Source organism: Deinococcus radiopugnans ATCC 19172, from assembly GCF_006335125.1.
Classification (GTDB): Bacteria; Deinococcota; Deinococci; order Deinococcales; family Deinococcaceae; genus Deinococcus; species Deinococcus radiopugnans.
The window spans coordinates 1-15,372 of sequence record NZ_VDMO01000005.1 but is presented as its reverse complement, the minus strand read 5'-3'; the positions used below and the strand labels follow the sequence as shown (position 1 = coordinate 15,372).

General features: G+C 65.6%; 14 protein-coding genes. 7 read left to right on the top strand and 7 right to left on the bottom strand.

Features of this window, described 5'->3' with window-relative positions:
- The first annotated feature begins 89 nt into the window (after window positions 1–89).
- The 5 genes from FHR04_RS05490 to FHR04_RS05470 all read left to right on the top strand — a co-directional run bounded on the left by FHR04_RS05490 (window position 90) and on the right by FHR04_RS05470 (window position 7,521).
- Window positions 90–1,343: an ABC transporter substrate-binding protein gene (locus FHR04_RS05490; protein ID WP_139401449.1), complete on the top strand. Its 1,254-nt coding sequence runs from the start codon at window positions 90–92 to the stop codon at window positions 1,341–1,343.
- Window positions 1,344–1,465: 122 nt separating this feature from the next.
- Window positions 1,466–3,502, top strand: a complete 2,037-nt coding sequence (locus FHR04_RS05485; RefSeq protein WP_139401447.1) for a beta-N-acetylhexosaminidase — start codon at window positions 1,466–1,468, stop codon at window positions 3,500–3,502.
- A gap of 162 nt (window positions 3,503–3,664) precedes the next feature.
- Entirely contained in the window at window positions 3,665–5,251 is a 1,587-nt protein-coding gene (locus FHR04_RS05480; protein ID WP_039684047.1) for an ABC transporter substrate-binding protein, read from the top strand.
- 220 nt (window positions 5,252–5,471) lie between these two features.
- Entirely contained in the window at window positions 5,472–6,500 is a 1,029-nt protein-coding gene (locus FHR04_RS05475; protein ID WP_039684049.1) for an ABC transporter permease, read from the top strand.
- A 16-nt stretch (window positions 6,501–6,516) separates the two neighbouring features.
- Window positions 6,517–7,521: an ABC transporter permease gene (locus tag FHR04_RS05470; RefSeq protein ID WP_039684051.1), complete on the top strand. Its 1,005-nt coding sequence runs from the start codon at window positions 6,517–6,519 to the stop codon at window positions 7,519–7,521.
- 73 nt (window positions 7,522–7,594) lie between these two features.
- Here the strand turns inward: FHR04_RS05470 and FHR04_RS05465 are convergent, their stop codons facing one another.
- The 6 genes from FHR04_RS05465 to FHR04_RS05440 all read right to left on the bottom strand — a co-directional run bounded on the left by FHR04_RS05465 (window position 7,595) and on the right by FHR04_RS05440 (window position 12,083).
- Entirely contained in the window at window positions 7,595–8,344 is a 750-nt protein-coding gene (locus FHR04_RS05465) for a shikimate dehydrogenase (RefSeq protein WP_139401445.1), read from the bottom strand.
- Window positions 8,345–8,388: 44 nt separating this feature from the next.
- Window positions 8,389–9,141, bottom strand: coding sequence for a TspO/MBR family protein (locus FHR04_RS05460; protein ID WP_139401443.1), 753 nt, complete (start codon window positions 9,139–9,141; stop codon window positions 8,389–8,391).
- Between the two features lie 79 nt (window positions 9,142–9,220).
- Window positions 9,221–9,472 (bottom strand): hypothetical protein, encoded by a 252-nt coding sequence (locus FHR04_RS05455; protein ID WP_139401441.1) that lies wholly within the window; start codon window positions 9,470–9,472, stop codon window positions 9,221–9,223.
- A gap of 96 nt (window positions 9,473–9,568) precedes the next feature.
- Window positions 9,569–10,405 (bottom strand): 3-hydroxyacyl-CoA dehydrogenase family protein, encoded by an 837-nt coding sequence (locus FHR04_RS05450; RefSeq protein ID WP_139401439.1) that lies wholly within the window; start codon window positions 10,403–10,405, stop codon window positions 9,569–9,571.
- 108 nt (window positions 10,406–10,513) lie between these two features.
- A complete protein-coding gene (locus FHR04_RS05445) occupies window positions 10,514–10,822 on the bottom strand; it encodes a YciI family protein (protein WP_139401437.1) in 309 nt (102 codons plus the stop codon).
- Between the two features lie 82 nt (window positions 10,823–10,904).
- Window positions 10,905–12,083: a thiolase family protein gene (locus FHR04_RS05440; protein WP_039684063.1), complete on the bottom strand. Its 1,179-nt coding sequence runs from the start codon at window positions 12,081–12,083 to the stop codon at window positions 10,905–10,907.
- Between the two features lie 94 nt (window positions 12,084–12,177).
- Between FHR04_RS05440 and FHR04_RS05435 the strand changes: the two genes are divergently transcribed.
- A complete protein-coding gene (locus FHR04_RS05435; RefSeq protein WP_139401436.1) occupies window positions 12,178–13,050 on the top strand; it encodes an EamA family transporter in 873 nt (290 codons plus the stop codon).
- A gap of 138 nt (window positions 13,051–13,188) precedes the next feature.
- Here the strand turns inward: FHR04_RS05435 and FHR04_RS05430 are convergent, their stop codons facing one another.
- Window positions 13,189–14,295: a serine hydrolase domain-containing protein gene (locus tag FHR04_RS05430; RefSeq protein ID WP_139401434.1), complete on the bottom strand. Its 1,107-nt coding sequence runs from the start codon at window positions 14,293–14,295 to the stop codon at window positions 13,189–13,191.
- A 300-nt stretch (window positions 14,296–14,595) separates the two neighbouring features.
- On the opposite strand from FHR04_RS05430, the gene FHR04_RS05425 reads away from it, so the two are divergent.
- Window positions 14,596–15,249 (top strand): DUF1345 domain-containing protein, encoded by a 654-nt coding sequence (locus FHR04_RS05425; RefSeq protein ID WP_139401432.1) that lies wholly within the window; start codon window positions 14,596–14,598, stop codon window positions 15,247–15,249.
- Window positions 15,250–15,372 lie beyond the last annotated feature (123 nt).

Below are 15,372 nucleotides of genomic sequence, written 5' to 3'. Positions count from 1 at the left end.
GCGGCGCGGCGCTACATTCTCGGCATCACGCCGCAATCCAACCTCCAGAGCCGTTCCCGTCCTCTGCCCGCTTTCGCCAGGAGTCACCCATGAAAAAAGCCTTTTCCCGTCCCGCCCTGCTCACCGCCGCCCTGCTCGCCGCCGCTTCGGGCACCGTCGCGGGCGCGCAGAAGACCCAGCTGGAGTTCTGGACGATCAGCCTTGCGCCGCTGTTCAACGATGAGATGAACCGGCTGGTGACGCAGTTTGAGAAGGAAAACCCGAACGTGTCCTTGAAGTGGGTGGACGTGCCCAGCAACGCGATGGAACAGAAGCTGCTGGCCGCCGTCGCCTCGGGCCGCCCGCCCGCCGCCGTGAACCTGTCCTCGGACATGGCGGTCAAGCTGGTGCAGCAGGGGGCGCTGGAGCCGCTGACGCTGGACGCCGCCGCGAAGAAGTTGTATTTCGAGTCGCCGCTCAGCACCTTCACCTTCGACGGCAAGGTGATGGGCGTGCCGTGGTACTGGGCGCCCAAGGTGGTGGCGTACAACACCGACATCTTCAAGAAGGCAGGGCTCGATCCCAACAACCCGCCGCGCACCATCCAGACCATCATCGCCGCCGCCAAACAGATCAAGGACAAGACCGGCATGTACGGCTTCATGCCCAACATTGGCGGCATCAACATGCTGTACCTGTTTCAGGAGGCGGGGCTGCCGGTGCTGGACAAGAGCGGCAACAAGGCGGTGTTCAACAGTCCCGAACACATCCGGCTGGTGCAGCAGTACGTGGATCTGTACAAGGCCGGGTACATCCCCGAGGACACCATGCGCCGGGGCTACACCGCCGCCACCGAACTGTATTCGTCGGGCAAGCTGGGCATGCTGATCACGGGGCCGCAGTTCATCATCCGGGTAGAGAACGACAACAAGGCCATTTACAACCTGACCAAAGTCGCGCCGTACCCGATCAACCTGGCCGGGAACGTGATCCACACGCCGCTGATGGGCTTCACGGTGCCCAAGGGGGTCAGGGACAGGGCGCTGGCGCAGAAGCTGGCGCTGTTCCTGACCAACGACGCCAACCAGCTGCAGTTCAGCCGGGTCACCAAGACCACCTTTCCCAGCACGGTCAAGGCCAGCACCGACAAGTTCTTCAAGCAGGGCGGGGCCTCGGCCATCGATCAGGGCAAACTCGTCGCCAGCACCGAGCTGAAGAAGGCCAGGGATCTGACCCTGAACTACCCCGACGCCAGCAAGCTGAACAAGGTCTTCAAGGACAACATCGAATCGGCGATGGCCGGACAGAAGACCGTGAAGGCCGCGCTGGACGACATCGTGAAGGCCTGGAACGCCAGCCTCTGAAGCGTCATGCAATGAAGCGGGGGTGTTCGGGGTGGCCCGGATGCTCCCCGTTTCTTTGCCTCGGAAGGACTGCCCACGCCGTTCCGCCCCTGCTTTCCCCAGCCACCAAAAGGATTTCACCGATGACGTCACCAAAAAGCTTCCTGGCATTGAGTCTCTTCGCTTTAGCCACCGCCCACGCCGCCCCCGCACAGATCACTCCCATTCCCGACGCCCGCGCCCAGGTGCCCAATACCCAGCTGGTGCCGCAGCCCAAGCGGGCGGAGTTTCCTGCCGGAACGCTGGCGCTGACGGGTCTGAGCGTTCGCACGTTGGGCAACGCCCCGGAACTGGGCTGGGCGGCGCGCGACCTGAAAGCCGAGTGGAAAACGCGGCTGGGCGCGACGCTGCCGGAAGCCACAGCGAGCAAACCGGCCATCACCATCGGCACGCTGGCCGACGCTGAGCTGGCCGCCAGGGCGAAAGCGGCGGGCCTGTCCACCACTGCCGCCGAGGGCTACGCGCTGTGGGTGGACGCGGGCGGCGCGTACATCGTCGGCGCGGACGCTCAAGGGGCTTACCAGGGCGCACAGACGCTGCGGCAACTGCTGACACCTGCGGGCCTGCGCTTCGCCAGGATCAGCGACTCGCCCGCGCTGAAGGAACGGGTGGCGATGATCTACCTCGATCAGTACAGCAAAGGGGTCAACGACGCGCTGATTCCCCTGCTGGCCGCGCTGAAATACAACGCGGTGCTGGTCATGAGCAACTACGTGCAGTGGGACACGGCGCGGGCGGGCGGCTACGCGCACCCCGGCGGCGCGAGCAAGGCCGAGGCGCGGCGGGTGGCGGCGCTGGCCCGCGAACACGGCCTGGAGGTCATTCCCCTGATCGAGACGCTGGGGCACGTCCAGTGGATGTATTACGGCGGCGCGAACAAGGACCTGTTTCAAGACCCGGACAGCCAGAATCCCTACGCCTACGACACCCTGAATCCGGCGACGTACAGCCGCGTCCTGTTTCCCATCTTCAAGGAGGCGGCGGAGGTCTTCGGGGCGAAGACCATCCACATCGGCCACGACGAGGTGCGCAACCGTGACCGCTTCCCCGCGCGGGCGAACGGCAAGGCGGCGGGTTTCGAGAAACTGTTCGTGGACGACACGGTCAAGATTCACGACTACCTCAAGTCGCTGGGCGTGAACACCATGATCTGGCACGACTCGGCGTTCTCGGATTCGGTGATCGCCACGCTGCCCGCCAAATTGCCGAAGGACATTCAGGTGGCGTACTGGAACTACGCGCCGGGCACGGACTACGACATGCTGGGGAGGATCGCCGGGCTGGGCTTCCCGGTGCTGGGCGCGTCGTGGGACGAGGCCGGCAACGCCGAGGGGCTGGCCCGCTCGGCGCAGAAGGCCGGGGCGCTGGGCATGATCCAGACGCGCTGGACGGGGTATTTCGGCAACCCGAGCATCTGGGACGGGCAGGCACAGCAGGGCGTGGCCTCCGTGCGGGCGGCGGGAGCGTTCTGGAACCCGGAGGCCAAAGCAGTCGTGAACGCAGAGTCGATTTATCGTGACCTGTACGCGCCCGTGGCCTACCGGGGAACGGCCGGCGCCACGGTCAGCCTGAGGGCCGCCGCCACGCGCAGCCTGACCGACGACGACGAGAAGGGCTGGATCGGCAAGGGGCCGGACATCGATCTGCGAAATCTGAAACCGGGCGTCCAGCAGATCGGCGCGTACCGGTTCGACATCTCCGGCGCGGTGATGCTCAGGGGAGCGCGTGGGGCGGTGGGTGACCTGCCCACGAAAGTCACGCTTGAGATCGGGCGCAAGGCCGACGCCGTCGCCTTCCTGCACACCACCGGCTGGCCGGGGGCGCTGGCCCGCGAGAACATCGGGCATTACGAGATCGAGTACGCCGACGGCAGCAAACTGGTGCAGCCGCTGGAATACGGACGGCACATCCGCGCGTGGACGGACTTGCTGCCCACCTCCATGATCCCGGCGCCCGGCTGGGCGGGACAGACGGCGGACGGGCTGGCCGTGAACGTGCCGATACTGGAATGGAAAAACCCCAAACCCGGCGCGGTCATTCGGAACATCACGCTGGTCAGCGAGGGCAAGAATGCCAATCCCGCCCTGATTGGACTGACCCTGATCGGCGGCGGAAAATAGAGTGCCACACACGGTTCTTCCGGTTGGCAGTGATGCGACAGCTTGACACCCCTCCGGCCTCACCCTACGCTTAGCCCACGTTCCACATTCTCACCCGCCCTCATTTCCTGATTGGCCTGCCTCGTGCCGGCGACGGGACATGCCTGGGTCCGGAGGATTCCTATGAAGAAGTTTCTACTGACCGCGCTGCTGACCTCTTGCGGCACCCTCTCTTCGGCCACCGCTGCCACGCTGGTCTTCGGCAACAACGGTGAGCCCGTCAGCCTGGAATCGGGCAACATCACCGACGGCATCAGCATTCTGGTGCAGCGCCAGATCTACGACACGCTGATCGACTTCAAGGACGGCACCACCGATCTGGTGCCCGGCCTGGCCACCTCCTGGACGCCCAACGCCAACTCCACCGCCTGGACCTTCAAGCTGCGGCCCAATGTGAAGTTCCACGACGGCACGCCCATGAACGCCGACGCCATCGTCTTCAACCTGCGCCGCTGGTGGGACAAGTCCGACGCCTACGGCTTCCGCGACCAGGGCCGCACCTTCGAGATCGTGGGTGACCTGCTGGGCGGCTTCAAGGGTGACCCCACCGCCGTGATCAAGGACATCGTCAAGGTGGACAACATGACCGTGCGGGTGGACCTGACCAAGTCCAGCACCGTGCTGCCCAACGTGCTGGCCGCCGGGTATTTCGGCATCGCCAGTCCCACCGCCATCAAGAAGGACGGCGCGAAGTACGGCACGCCCGCCAGCAAGGCCGTCGGCACCGGCCCCTTCATCTTCCAGAGCTGGCGCACCGGGGACCGCGTGACCTTGTCGCCCAACAAGTCCTACTGGGGCGTTAAGCCCAAGGTCGACAGCCTGGTGATCCGCAGCATCAAGGACGCCTCGCAGCGCCTGAACGAGATGAAGGCCGGCACCATCGACTTCGCCAACGACCTGACCCCCGACAGCCTCAAGAGCGTGGAGGCCGACAAGAATCTGGTGGCGGTCAAGCGCCCCAGCTTCAACGTGGGCTTCTTGAGCCTGAACAACAACAACAAGTATCTGAAGAACGACAAGGTGCGTCAGGCCATCAGCATGGCCATCAACAAGAAGGCCATCGTGGACGCGTTCTGGAACGGTCTGGCCGTCAGCAACGCCAGCTTCCTGCCGCCCGTGCTGGCCTGGGCCAACAGCTCCAAGGTGCCGGCCGACTACAAATTCGATCCCGCCGCCGCCAAAAAGATGCTGGCCGACGCCGGCTACCCCAACGGCTTCAGCGTGGACCTGTGGTACATGCCGGTGTCCCGCCCGTACTTCCCCAACCCCAAGCCGATCGCCGAGGCCATGGCCGCCGACCTGAGCGCCATCGGCATCAAGGTCAACCTCAAGACCGAGGACTGGGCCAAGTACCTGCAGGACCGCAACGCCGAGCCGGGCTTCGACATGTACATGATCGGCTGGACCGGCGACTACGGTGACCCCGACAACTTCTACGGTGCGTACTACGGCGAGAACGGCAGCAGCGACATCAGCTGGAACCCGCCCGAAATTCAGAAGCTGCTGGAGCAGGGCCGCGCCGCCGCCACCCAGGCCGCCAAGGCCAAGGTCTACACCCAGATCCACGACCTGACCTACAACGCGGCCTACCGCCTGCCCATCGCGCACAGCCAGCCGCTGGCCGCCGCCCGCACCTACGTCAAGGGCTGGGTGCCCAGCCCGCTGGGCAGCGAGGCCTTCAACACCATCACCATCGACGGCAAGAAGTAAGAGGCCGGCACGACGCTTGAGGAGGGCAGATTTCCGGGTGGAGGTCTGCCCTCCTCTTTTGAGGCGGCGGGTTGGCTGCGGGAGCATCTAACCCTCAGGCCGTCACACCGCTCCTGTAGCGCTTAAACTGCCCGGACGCCATGCCCCGACTGGCGCCGCTGTCTCTCTTTCCGTTTTCGTTCCGGTTTCGCACGTCCCGCGAAATCCAAGGAGGTCTGCTTTGGGCAGTTATCTGATCCGCCGCATCCTGCGGACTGTACTGGTGATGCTGGGTATCAGTGTGGTGGTGTTCGTCTTCGTGCGCTCGATCCCCGGCGACCCCGCCGTCGCCATGCTGGGCGAGCGGGCCACCCCGGCGGCGGCGGCGGCCCTGCGCGAGCAACTGGGGCTGAACAAGCCGTGGTTCTTCAATCCGGCCAACCCGCTGGACGCGCAGTATCCCAAGTACATCTCGGCGCTGGTGCAGGGTGACCTGGGCAGCGGGCTGAAAAGCAACATCCCGGTGGTCAACGAACTCAAGGCGCGCTTTCCGGCCACCGCCGAGCTGAGCATCGCTGCGCTGCTGTTCGCGCTGATTGTCGGGATGCCCGCCGGAATTCTGGCCGCCCTGCGGCGAAACAGCGGCTGGGACAACCTGGCCACCGGCATCAGCCTGGTGGGCGTGAGCATGCCGGTGTTCTGGCTGGGCCTGCTGCTGTCGTACTTTTTTGCGGTCAAGCTGGGTTGGTTGCCGCCCAGCGCCCGCCTGGGCTACGAGTACAACATCGAGCCGATCACCGGCTTCTACCTGCTGGATTCGGTGCTGCGCGGCAACGCCGGGGCGTTCTGGGACGCCCTGAAACACCTGATCCTGCCGGCCATCGCGCTGGGCAGCATTCCGCTGGCGATCATCTCGCGTATCACCCGCAGCAGCCTGCTGGACGTGCTGGGGCAGGATTATGTCCGCACCGCACGCGCCAAGGGGCTGGCCCCCAATTCGGTCACCATCAAGCACGCGCTGCGAAATGCGCTGCTGCCGGTGGTCACCGTGATCGGCCTGCAGGCAGGGGCGCTGCTGGGCGGCGCAGTCCTCACCGAGACGATCTTCTCGTGGCCGGGCATCGGCTCATGGGTCTACGACGCCATCGCGCAGCGCGATTACCCGATCATCCAGGGCGGCGTGATCTTCGCGGCGCTGGTGGTCAGCGTGGTCAACCTGCTGGTGGATCTCAGTTACGCGGCCCTCGATCCCAGGATTCAGTACAACTGATGAGGAGGGCCAATCTATGACCACCACGACACCCTCCACCACCGCGCCCGCCAAAAAGCAGGAGAGCATCTTCTGGCGGCGCTTCCGCAAGAGCACGCCGGGCAAGGTCGGCGGCATCATCGTGATCCTGTTCGTGCTGCTGGCCGTGTTCGCGCAGGTGCTGCGCCCCTACGATCCCACCACGGACCGCAATTACCGCCTGAATCTCAAGCCCCCCAGCATCACGGCGCTGTGGAACCCGGACGCCAGGGAAACGTACACCGACCCCGTGACGGGCAAGACCAACCTCTGGGCTGCCCCGTTTGGCACGGACAATCTGGGCCGCGACGTGTTCACGCGCGTGCTGCACGGCACCCGCATCTCGCTGAAGGTGGGCGTGGTGTCCACCATTCTGGCACTAGTCATCGGCTCGCTGCTGGGCGTGCTGGCCGGGTATTTCGGCGGCTGGCTGGACAACGTGCTGGGCTACCTGAGCGACGTGATGCTGGCCTTTCCCAGCATTCTGCTGGCCATTGGCTTTGCCAGCATCTTCAGCGTGGACAATCCACCGATCCTCATCGCCGCGATGGACCGACTCTTCGCGTTGAGCAGTCCACAGCTGGTGACGGCCATGCTGGCCGTGTCTCTGGTGCAGGTGCCTGTCTATCTGCGTCTGGCCCGCAGCGTGGTCCTCAGCGTCCGCGAGCGCGAGTTCGTGCAGGCCGCCGGAGCACTGGGCGCGTCGCAGGGGCGTATGATCTTCCGGCACGTGCTGCCCAACAGCCTCTCGCCGCTGATCGTGCAGGGCGCGCTGAGCATCGCCACCGCCACCATCGAGGTGGCCGCCCTGGGCTTCCTGGGCATCGGCGCGCAGCCCCCGCTGCCGGAATGGGGCACCATGATCAGCGACTCGCGCTCGTACTACGTGGATTACCCCTGGACCATGATCTTCCCCGGTCTGGCCATTTTCCTGACGGTGCTGGGCTTTAACCTGCTGGGCGACGGCCTGCGGGACGTGCTGGACCCGCGCAGCACCCAGTAGCAGCACCCAGTAGCAGCACTCAGTAACAGACGGTCCTCCTTTCTTCCCCTCTTCTTGATGGAGAGGGGTTTTCTTAGGCCAGCGCCGCCACCGCTCCAGTCAGCTCCCCGGCGTGAAAGCGCTGGCCGGTGGCGTGGGCCAGCTGGCGGGCCAGGCGGCGGGTGTGCAGCTCAGTCAGGTCCAGCAGGGTGGCCCCGCCGGGCGCGGTCTGGAGCTGTCCCGTCAGGTCAATGATCGTGTGGTACGGCTGGGCCAGTCCCGCCGGGAGGTGGCCACCCGTCAGCACCAGCAGGTCCGCCCGCTCGGCCAGTCCTGCCAGGGCCGAGTCCTGACGGCTGACGGGAAAGGCGCGCACGCCTGCCGGAAGGTCACGGGCGGCCCGCTCGGCGTCCGGGGTGTTGGCGGCCGCCACGCCCACCGCCGAGAAACCCAGACGGGTCAGCGGCAGGGCCAGCGCCAGATCGTGCATGTCGGTGCCCAGCAGCAGTGCGCTGGCCCCGCGCGAGGCGTAGCCGCTGGCCTCCAACGTGTCGCCCAAAGCGTCGGCCAGGGCGAAGGTGCCATGCGCGCCTGCCGTGAAGGCCACGGCGTCCACCCGGCCCACCCGGCGGGCACTGGCGTCGGCCTGCGTGGCCTCGGCAGCCCGGACCTCCTGGCTGCGGTGGACCAGCGCGCCGCTGAACCCCAGCGTCATGCAGGCGTCCATGACTTCTTTCAGATGGTCCGTGGGGGTGGCGAGAGCCACCAGCCCCAATTCACGCAGGGCGCGGGCAGCGGGGGCAGGGTAGCCGATCAGGGCTAGAGGCGTGTCAGACGCTTGCATTGTGGGCAGTGTAGCAATCACAAGGGTTGGAACGCATGGGCGGGCTACAGCGCCATTCTTCCCTGCCGCATGGCCCGGAGACCTGCCACGACGACGAGAACAGCCCCCGCGATCACGCCCACCGCCACCAGCAGCGTATCCGGGCGGGCCAGATACACGCCCAGGAAGGCCCACAGCAGCACGGCGGCAAAGGCGTAGTCGCGATACCGCAGCAGGAAGAAGGTGCCCACCAGCCCCGCGATCACCACCAGCAGGGCGGACCACAGCTGTGCGCCGATGCCCAGCACGCCGTCCGTAATGCCCGCGCTCACCAGAAACGCCGTGATGTTCGCCATCGTCGCCACGCTGATCCAGGCCAGATACAGGCTGGCGGGAACTTGCAGCGCCCAGAACTCGCCGCTCAGGGGCTGCAGGCCGCGCACCGTCAGGTACAGCCAGATCAGGCTGCCCAGCAGCGCCAGCATGATCACCACACTGAGACCGAAGGTGAGGCTCTGAAAGGCGAACAGCCACGCCACGTTCAGCAGGTTGCCCAGCAAAAAAGGCCAGAACAGGCGGTCATAGCGCGGGCCGCGCCCGGCGGGCAACGCCTGATACACCGCAAACACCGCCAGCCCCAGGAAGATCGGCCCCCACACCGCGAAGGTCAGCCCGGCCGGCGTGAAGGCGTTGGGCAGCGAGTCGCTGATCTGACCGTTCGTATTGCCGAACAGCGGCAGCGCGTTGCTGAGATAGTTCATCACCAGCGTCAGTACCGTCGCCAGCACCAAGGTCACCTGCCGCGCAATTCCAGTCATGCCTGATCATAAGGGGCCTCAAAAAAACCATCCGTCGCATGAATGACGGATGGAGACATGGAGCCTGAGTTTTCCCGTTCTAGGCTGCGCCCAGATAGCCGCGCTCGAAGGCCAGTTGATGCTCCAGATCATCGAGGGCTTGACGGTACAACCCGCCCTCCAGCCCAGGCAACAACGCCAGAAAAGTTGCGGCGTCGGCCAGCGTGTCGTGGGCGCTGCGGTGCGTCCAGCCTGGTCCCTCCGCCATCAGGCAGACGCGGCCGGAAGCCAGAAGAAACCGCACACGGCCCTGGTCTGTCCGCGTGTCGCTGAAGTGGCGGGTAACGTTCATGTCCCCAGGATAGAGCGCAGCCCATGACGCTGCCGTCACCCAAAATGACGATGCCTTTAGATACGGGTGGGGCAGAACCACCCGTTTCGCTTTGCCTCAATACTTATAAAAGCCTTCTCCACTCTTGCGCCCCAGCAATCCCGCCTGCACCATCTTCCGCAATAGCGGCGAGGGGCGGTACTTGTCGTCGCCCAGCCCCATGTGCAGCACCTCCATGATGCTCAGGCAGGTGTCCAGGCCGATGAAATCCGCCAGCGTCAGTGGCCCCATCGGGTGGTTCATGCCCAGTTTCATGATGCCGTCAATGGCTTCGGGTTCGGCCACGCCTTCCATAACGCACTGGATGGCCTCGTTGAGCATGGGCATCAGGATACGGTTAGACACGAAGCCGGGAAAGTCGTTGCAGGTCAGCGGCGTCTTGCCCATCTTTTCGGCGGTCTGGGTCACGAACTGCGCTGTCTCGTCGCTGGTGGCATAGCCACGAATCACTTCCACCAGGGCCATCAGCGGCACCGGGTTCATGAAGTGCATGCCGATAAAGCGATCCGGGCGGCCCGACGCCGAGGCCAGCGCGGTGATGGGAATGGAACTGGTGTTGCTGGCGAGGATGCCTTCGGGCTTGACGATCCCCCCCAGTTGCTCGAACAGGGCGTTCTTGACCGCCTGGTTCTCCACGATGGCTTCCACCACCAGATCGCAGTCGGCAAAGTCCTGCATGTGCGTGGTGAATTTGATGCGGCCCAGCACCTCATCCGGCGTGGCGTCCAGCCTGCCCTTCTCGTGCAGCTTGTTAAGGCTCTTCTCGATGACGCCCCGGCCCCGATCCAGATACTCCTGCTGAACGTCCTGCACGATCACGTCGAATCCACTCTGCGCGGCCACCTGCGCGATGCCGCCGCCCATCTGCCCTGCTCCGATGACTCCGAATTTCATAATGGCTCCTATGTCGCCGGTCTAAAGGTCTAAAAGTCAAATCGTCTAACCGCTGAAGCAAATCTTTTGGCGGTTAGACCGTTAGACGGTTTGACAGCTTGACCCACTTCACTCCACTAGCGCCACGCCCTCAAGCTCCAGCGCCCGCCCGCGCTTGACCGGGGTAAACGGCGTGAAGGCGTACTCCGAGCAGCCTTCTAGCACGAAGGGATCGTCCTTGAAGAGGTCGCGCAGTTGCTCCTCGCTCTCGGCCTGCGCCACCAGCACGCCGCCGGTATTGTCCAGCTTGCGCCCGGAGGTCAGGAACACGCCGGAGCGGTAATGCTGGTCGAGCCATTCGCGGTGGCGGGGCGTGACGGCGGCCAGTTCGTCGCCGGATTTGGTGTAGCGGCTTTCGATGATCCAGAGGGTGGGCATGGGGGAAAGTCTAAGGGTCTGAGGGTCAAAGGGTCTAAGAAAAGCCCTTGCGCCCTTCCTTAGACCCTTCGACTCTTGACCCTTAGACCCGCTTCACCGCCAGCGCCAGCCCATTGCCCCCGCCCATGCACAGCGTCGCAATCCCGGTTTCCTTGTCCTGCTGCTTCAGCGCGTGCAGCAGCGTGACCAGAATCCGCGCGCCAGACGCGCCAATCGGATGGCCCAGCGCCACCGCGCCGCCGTTGACGTTCACGCGTTCCGGGTTCAGGCCCAGCTCGTTCATCACGGCGATGCTCTGAACGCTGAACGCCTCGTTGAGTTCCCACAGATCTACGTCTTCTGCGCTCCAGCCCAGCTTTTGCAGCAGCTTGGTGGTGGCCGGCACCGGGGTCATCATCACCCATTCGGGGGCCAGACCGCCCGTCGCGTAGTCCACGATCTCGGCCAGGGGGGTCAGGCCGTGGGCGGCGGCGGCTTCCTCGGACATGATCAGCAGGCTGGCGGCGGCGTCGTTCAGGCCCGGCGCGTTGCCCGCCGTGACCGAACCGTCCTTTTTGAAGGCGGGCTTCAGGCGGGCCAGCGTCTCTGGGCTGGTGTCGGGGCGCGGCCCCTCGTCGGTGTCCACTACCGTGTCGCCCTTGCGGCCCCTCACGGTCACGGGGACAATTTCATCCGCAAAGCGTCCGGCCCCCTGCGCGGCGATGGCCCGCTGGTGGCTGCGGGTGGCGAAGGCGTCCTGCTCCTCACGGGAAATCCCGTATTTGTCGGCCACGCGCTCACCGGTCAGGCCCATGCCCTCGTCGTTGATGCTGCACCACAGGCCATCGTGGGTGTTGGCGTCCAGCACCTGCGCGTGGCCCAGGCGGTAGCCTTTTCTGGCCCCCGGCAGCAGGTACGGCGCGTTGCTCATGCTCTCCATGCCGCCCGCCAGCACCGCCGACTGATCCCCGGCGCGGATGCTCTGGGCGGCCAGGATCACGGCTTTCAGGCCGCTGCCGCAGACCTTGTTGATGGTCAGCGCACCCACCTCGTTGCTCAGACCCGCTTTGAGGGCCGCGTGCCGGGCCGGGTTCTGTCCGCTGCCGGCCTGCACCACCTGACCCATGATGACTTCCTCGATCACGTCCGCCGCCAACCCCGAACGCCGTAGGGTTTCGGCCAGCGTGATGCTGCCCAGTTCCACGGCGCTCACGTCCGAGAGTGCCCCTAAAAACTTGCCTGTCGGCGTGCGAGACGCCGCCACGATCACTGCTTTGCTCATGGCAGTCAGGATAGCGCGGCGAGCCTAACGGGCGTTAGGTAGACCATGACCATGCCCGCTATCATCTGCCGATGGGTCTGAAGTTCAGGAATCAATGGGCGGCGTAACCCTCGGCCTGCTGGCGGCGCTGGCGTGGGGCTTCGCGGATTATCTGGCGCAACCGGCCTCGCGGCGCATGGGGGCCATGCGGGCGTCCTTCGCCGCACAGGGCTTCGGCGCGGCGGCGCTGCTGGTCTTTCTGGTGCTGACCGGCACGGGTCTGTTTCCCACAGACGCGGTGGCATGGGCCTGGGCGCTGGGGGCGTCCACGCTGATGACGGCGGGCGGGCTGGCCTTTTACCAGTCGCTGGGGCTGGGGCAACTGGCGGTGGTGGCCCCGATCATGGGCAGTTACGGGGCCGTGACCACCGCGCTGGCGTGGCTGAGCGGCGAACGCCTGAGCCTGCTGACCGGCCTGGGGCTGCTGGGCGTGCTGGTGGCGGTGATTCTGGTTTCGCTGCCCCAGAACACGGAGGGCTTTCAGTCCACCCCCGCGCAGATTCAGGGCGCGTGGTGGGCCATCTTCGCCGCCGTGGTGCTGGGCGCGGGCTTCTTCGTCATCGGCTACGGCCTGACCCCCCGCGTGGGCGGCGTGCAGGCGACGTGGATTCTGCGCGTGTGCACGCTGATCCTGACCTTCGTGACGCTGCGGGTCTGGCAACGGCGCCGCACTGGCCTGCGCCCCGCCGACGGACCGGGGGCGCTGAAGTACGCCGGCTGGTCTGGCCTGCTGTCCACCGGGGCGATCCTGGTGACCGCGCTGGGGCTGGGGCGCGGCGAGGACAGCGTCGTGACCGTGCTGGGCAGCATGTCCATCGTGCTGACCACCGTGCTGGCGCTGCTGCTGAACCGCGAACGCCTGGGCGCGGTGCAGTGGGCCGGGGTGGGGCTGGCCCTCTTCAGCACCGTGCTGGTGGGCCTCAAGTAGGGGAAACAACCATCACGCGCTCAGCCAGGATGGGCCGACAGCCAGACCTGGGCCAGCGTCAGCGCCCCGAACAGCAGGAACAGCATCACGGGAAGCCAGCGCCGCAGCCAGGCACGGGTGCTTTCTTTCATCCCCGGATTATGGCGCGAGCAGGGACAGCACGTGGTTATCAAAACCAGGAAAGCCGCTGGCCTCATCCCTGGCGGCTGGGTGATCCCAGGCGATCATGCGGACGGCCACCAGTCCCGCGTCCCGGTGAATGACCAGGAATTGCCCCAGATGACCGTCATGCCGGAAGCCGACGCTTGGGCCGTGTTCCTCAATCAGCCATTCCCACCCTGGCGCTATGGGCAATTCTGGGGCCACCAGACCGGCCATACGCATCAGGTTCGACAGCCCGGCACGGTCAACCTGCTCGCAGAGGCATTGGCGCAGCGCAGTCAGCTGCTGTGGGGTTCCCCCCAATTCGGCGACGTTCCGGACTTGCGTTTCCGTGATGGTGTAGCGCCTCCAGGCGAACAGCATCCACCATAGCAGGCCCATTTCGTTGTCCAGAGGCGTGGCCGGGCGCGTACTCTCCTCAATCCACCCGCGCGAGATCAATGGCGCTCCGTCTACCTCTCCCCCATCCAGCGCCAGTTGACCCAGCCGGGCCAGATCGCGGGGGCGCAGGCTCAGCCCTGCCATACCGTGTGGGTTGCCCGCCCTATCGCGCACCCAGGACCAGTTCTCGATGCCCAGCGGCCCGAACAATTCGGCACGGGCAAAGTCGTCTGCCTTTTGCCCGGTGGCCTGCTCCAGCACGCCGCAGATCAGGTTGGCGGCCTTGTTGTTGTAGGCGAAGTGGGTGCCTGGCGCCTGTTCCAGCTCCGCACACAGGGCCAGCTGCACGAAATCGGGGCTGGGGTAGATCTCCGGCATCGTGCCGGGCATGTTTTGCAGGCCGCTGGTGTGGGTCATCAGGTGGCGCAAGGTCACGCCCCGCTTGCGGCCCTGTTTCCATTCGGGGTACAGATCACTGATGGGAACATCCGCTCCCGGCAGGTGTCCCAGGGTGACGGCCCGCCCGACAAGCAGGCTCAGAACCGCCTTAGTCACGCTCATGGTTTCGATAGGACGGTCCCGACCGCCGTCCAGAATCTCGTCGATCAGCACTCTACCGTCCTGCATCACGATCAGGGCGCTGCTGTGGGTGTCCCGCGCCTCCTGAACCAGCGCGTCCAGACGGGCCTGTGGGATGGGCATGCGGGCAGCTTAACGCCAAACAGGGCGGACCAGAATCGTGTTTTCAGACCACCCTGCATCTAGTCAGCCGCGGCCTCGTGCTTTCCCTTCCGCCGTCCACAGGGGTACTGAGGGCCGCCCCATACTGGAGACAGGACAGGCCACGTTGATCTTCTCCTGGCCGGCACAGCTGGCGTGGAACGGTTGTTGCGCGAGCTGCCGGGGGCATGTCCAGCGCAGCGGTGAGACGCGGGGGCACAGTCACGACGGGATGGGAGGCCAACAGTCCTTCGCCCACCTGACCGGGCGTATGCTCCGCGCATGACCGCTGCCCATCTTCTCCCCGCTGTGTCCCGGTTGATCGCGGGAACGGCGCTGTGCGTCGTGGCCGGGCTGCTGACTCCATCCTCCTGGCCCTGGGAAGCGCGGGTGCTGGTGGGCTGGGTGGTGTTCTGCCTGAGCATGCTGCTGTGGTTGCGCATGCTGCTGTGGACCTCCTCCCCGGAGCGGACACGCGCGCTGGCCCTGCGCGAGGACGACACGAGGGCACTGGCGGACGGCATAACGCTGACGGCCTCGCTGGTCAGTCTGGTGGGCGTCCTCTTCGCGCTGCATCAGGCTGGGATAGAAAAGGGCCTGGCGGCGGCGGCGCTGACTGTGCTGGCCGTACTGACCGTCGCCGCCTCCTGGCTGCTGGTCCACACCGAGTACGCCCTGCACTACGCCCGGCTGTATTACCGCGATGGCGGCGGCGTGGCCTTTCCAGAAGGACCGGACGGCACCCTCCAGGACCCCGATTACCGCGACTTCGCCTACCTGGCGTTCACCATCGGCATGACCTTTCAGGTCAGCGACACCGAGATCACCACCCGCGCCTTTCGCCGACTGCTGCTGGGCCACGCGCTGCTGTCGTACCTGTTCGGCGCGGTGATCGTGGCCGTCACGATCAACGGGGTGGCTGGTCTGATCGGCTAAGTATGCCGCACTTAACATCTAGATAAACCTTGTCCCGAGGATCTTCAGCCCGGTGAGGAGGGCCGCCCGAAGTTCAGCGACCGAGTTGTAACAGCGGCGTGGCAGCAGGATGCCCTTGAGTGT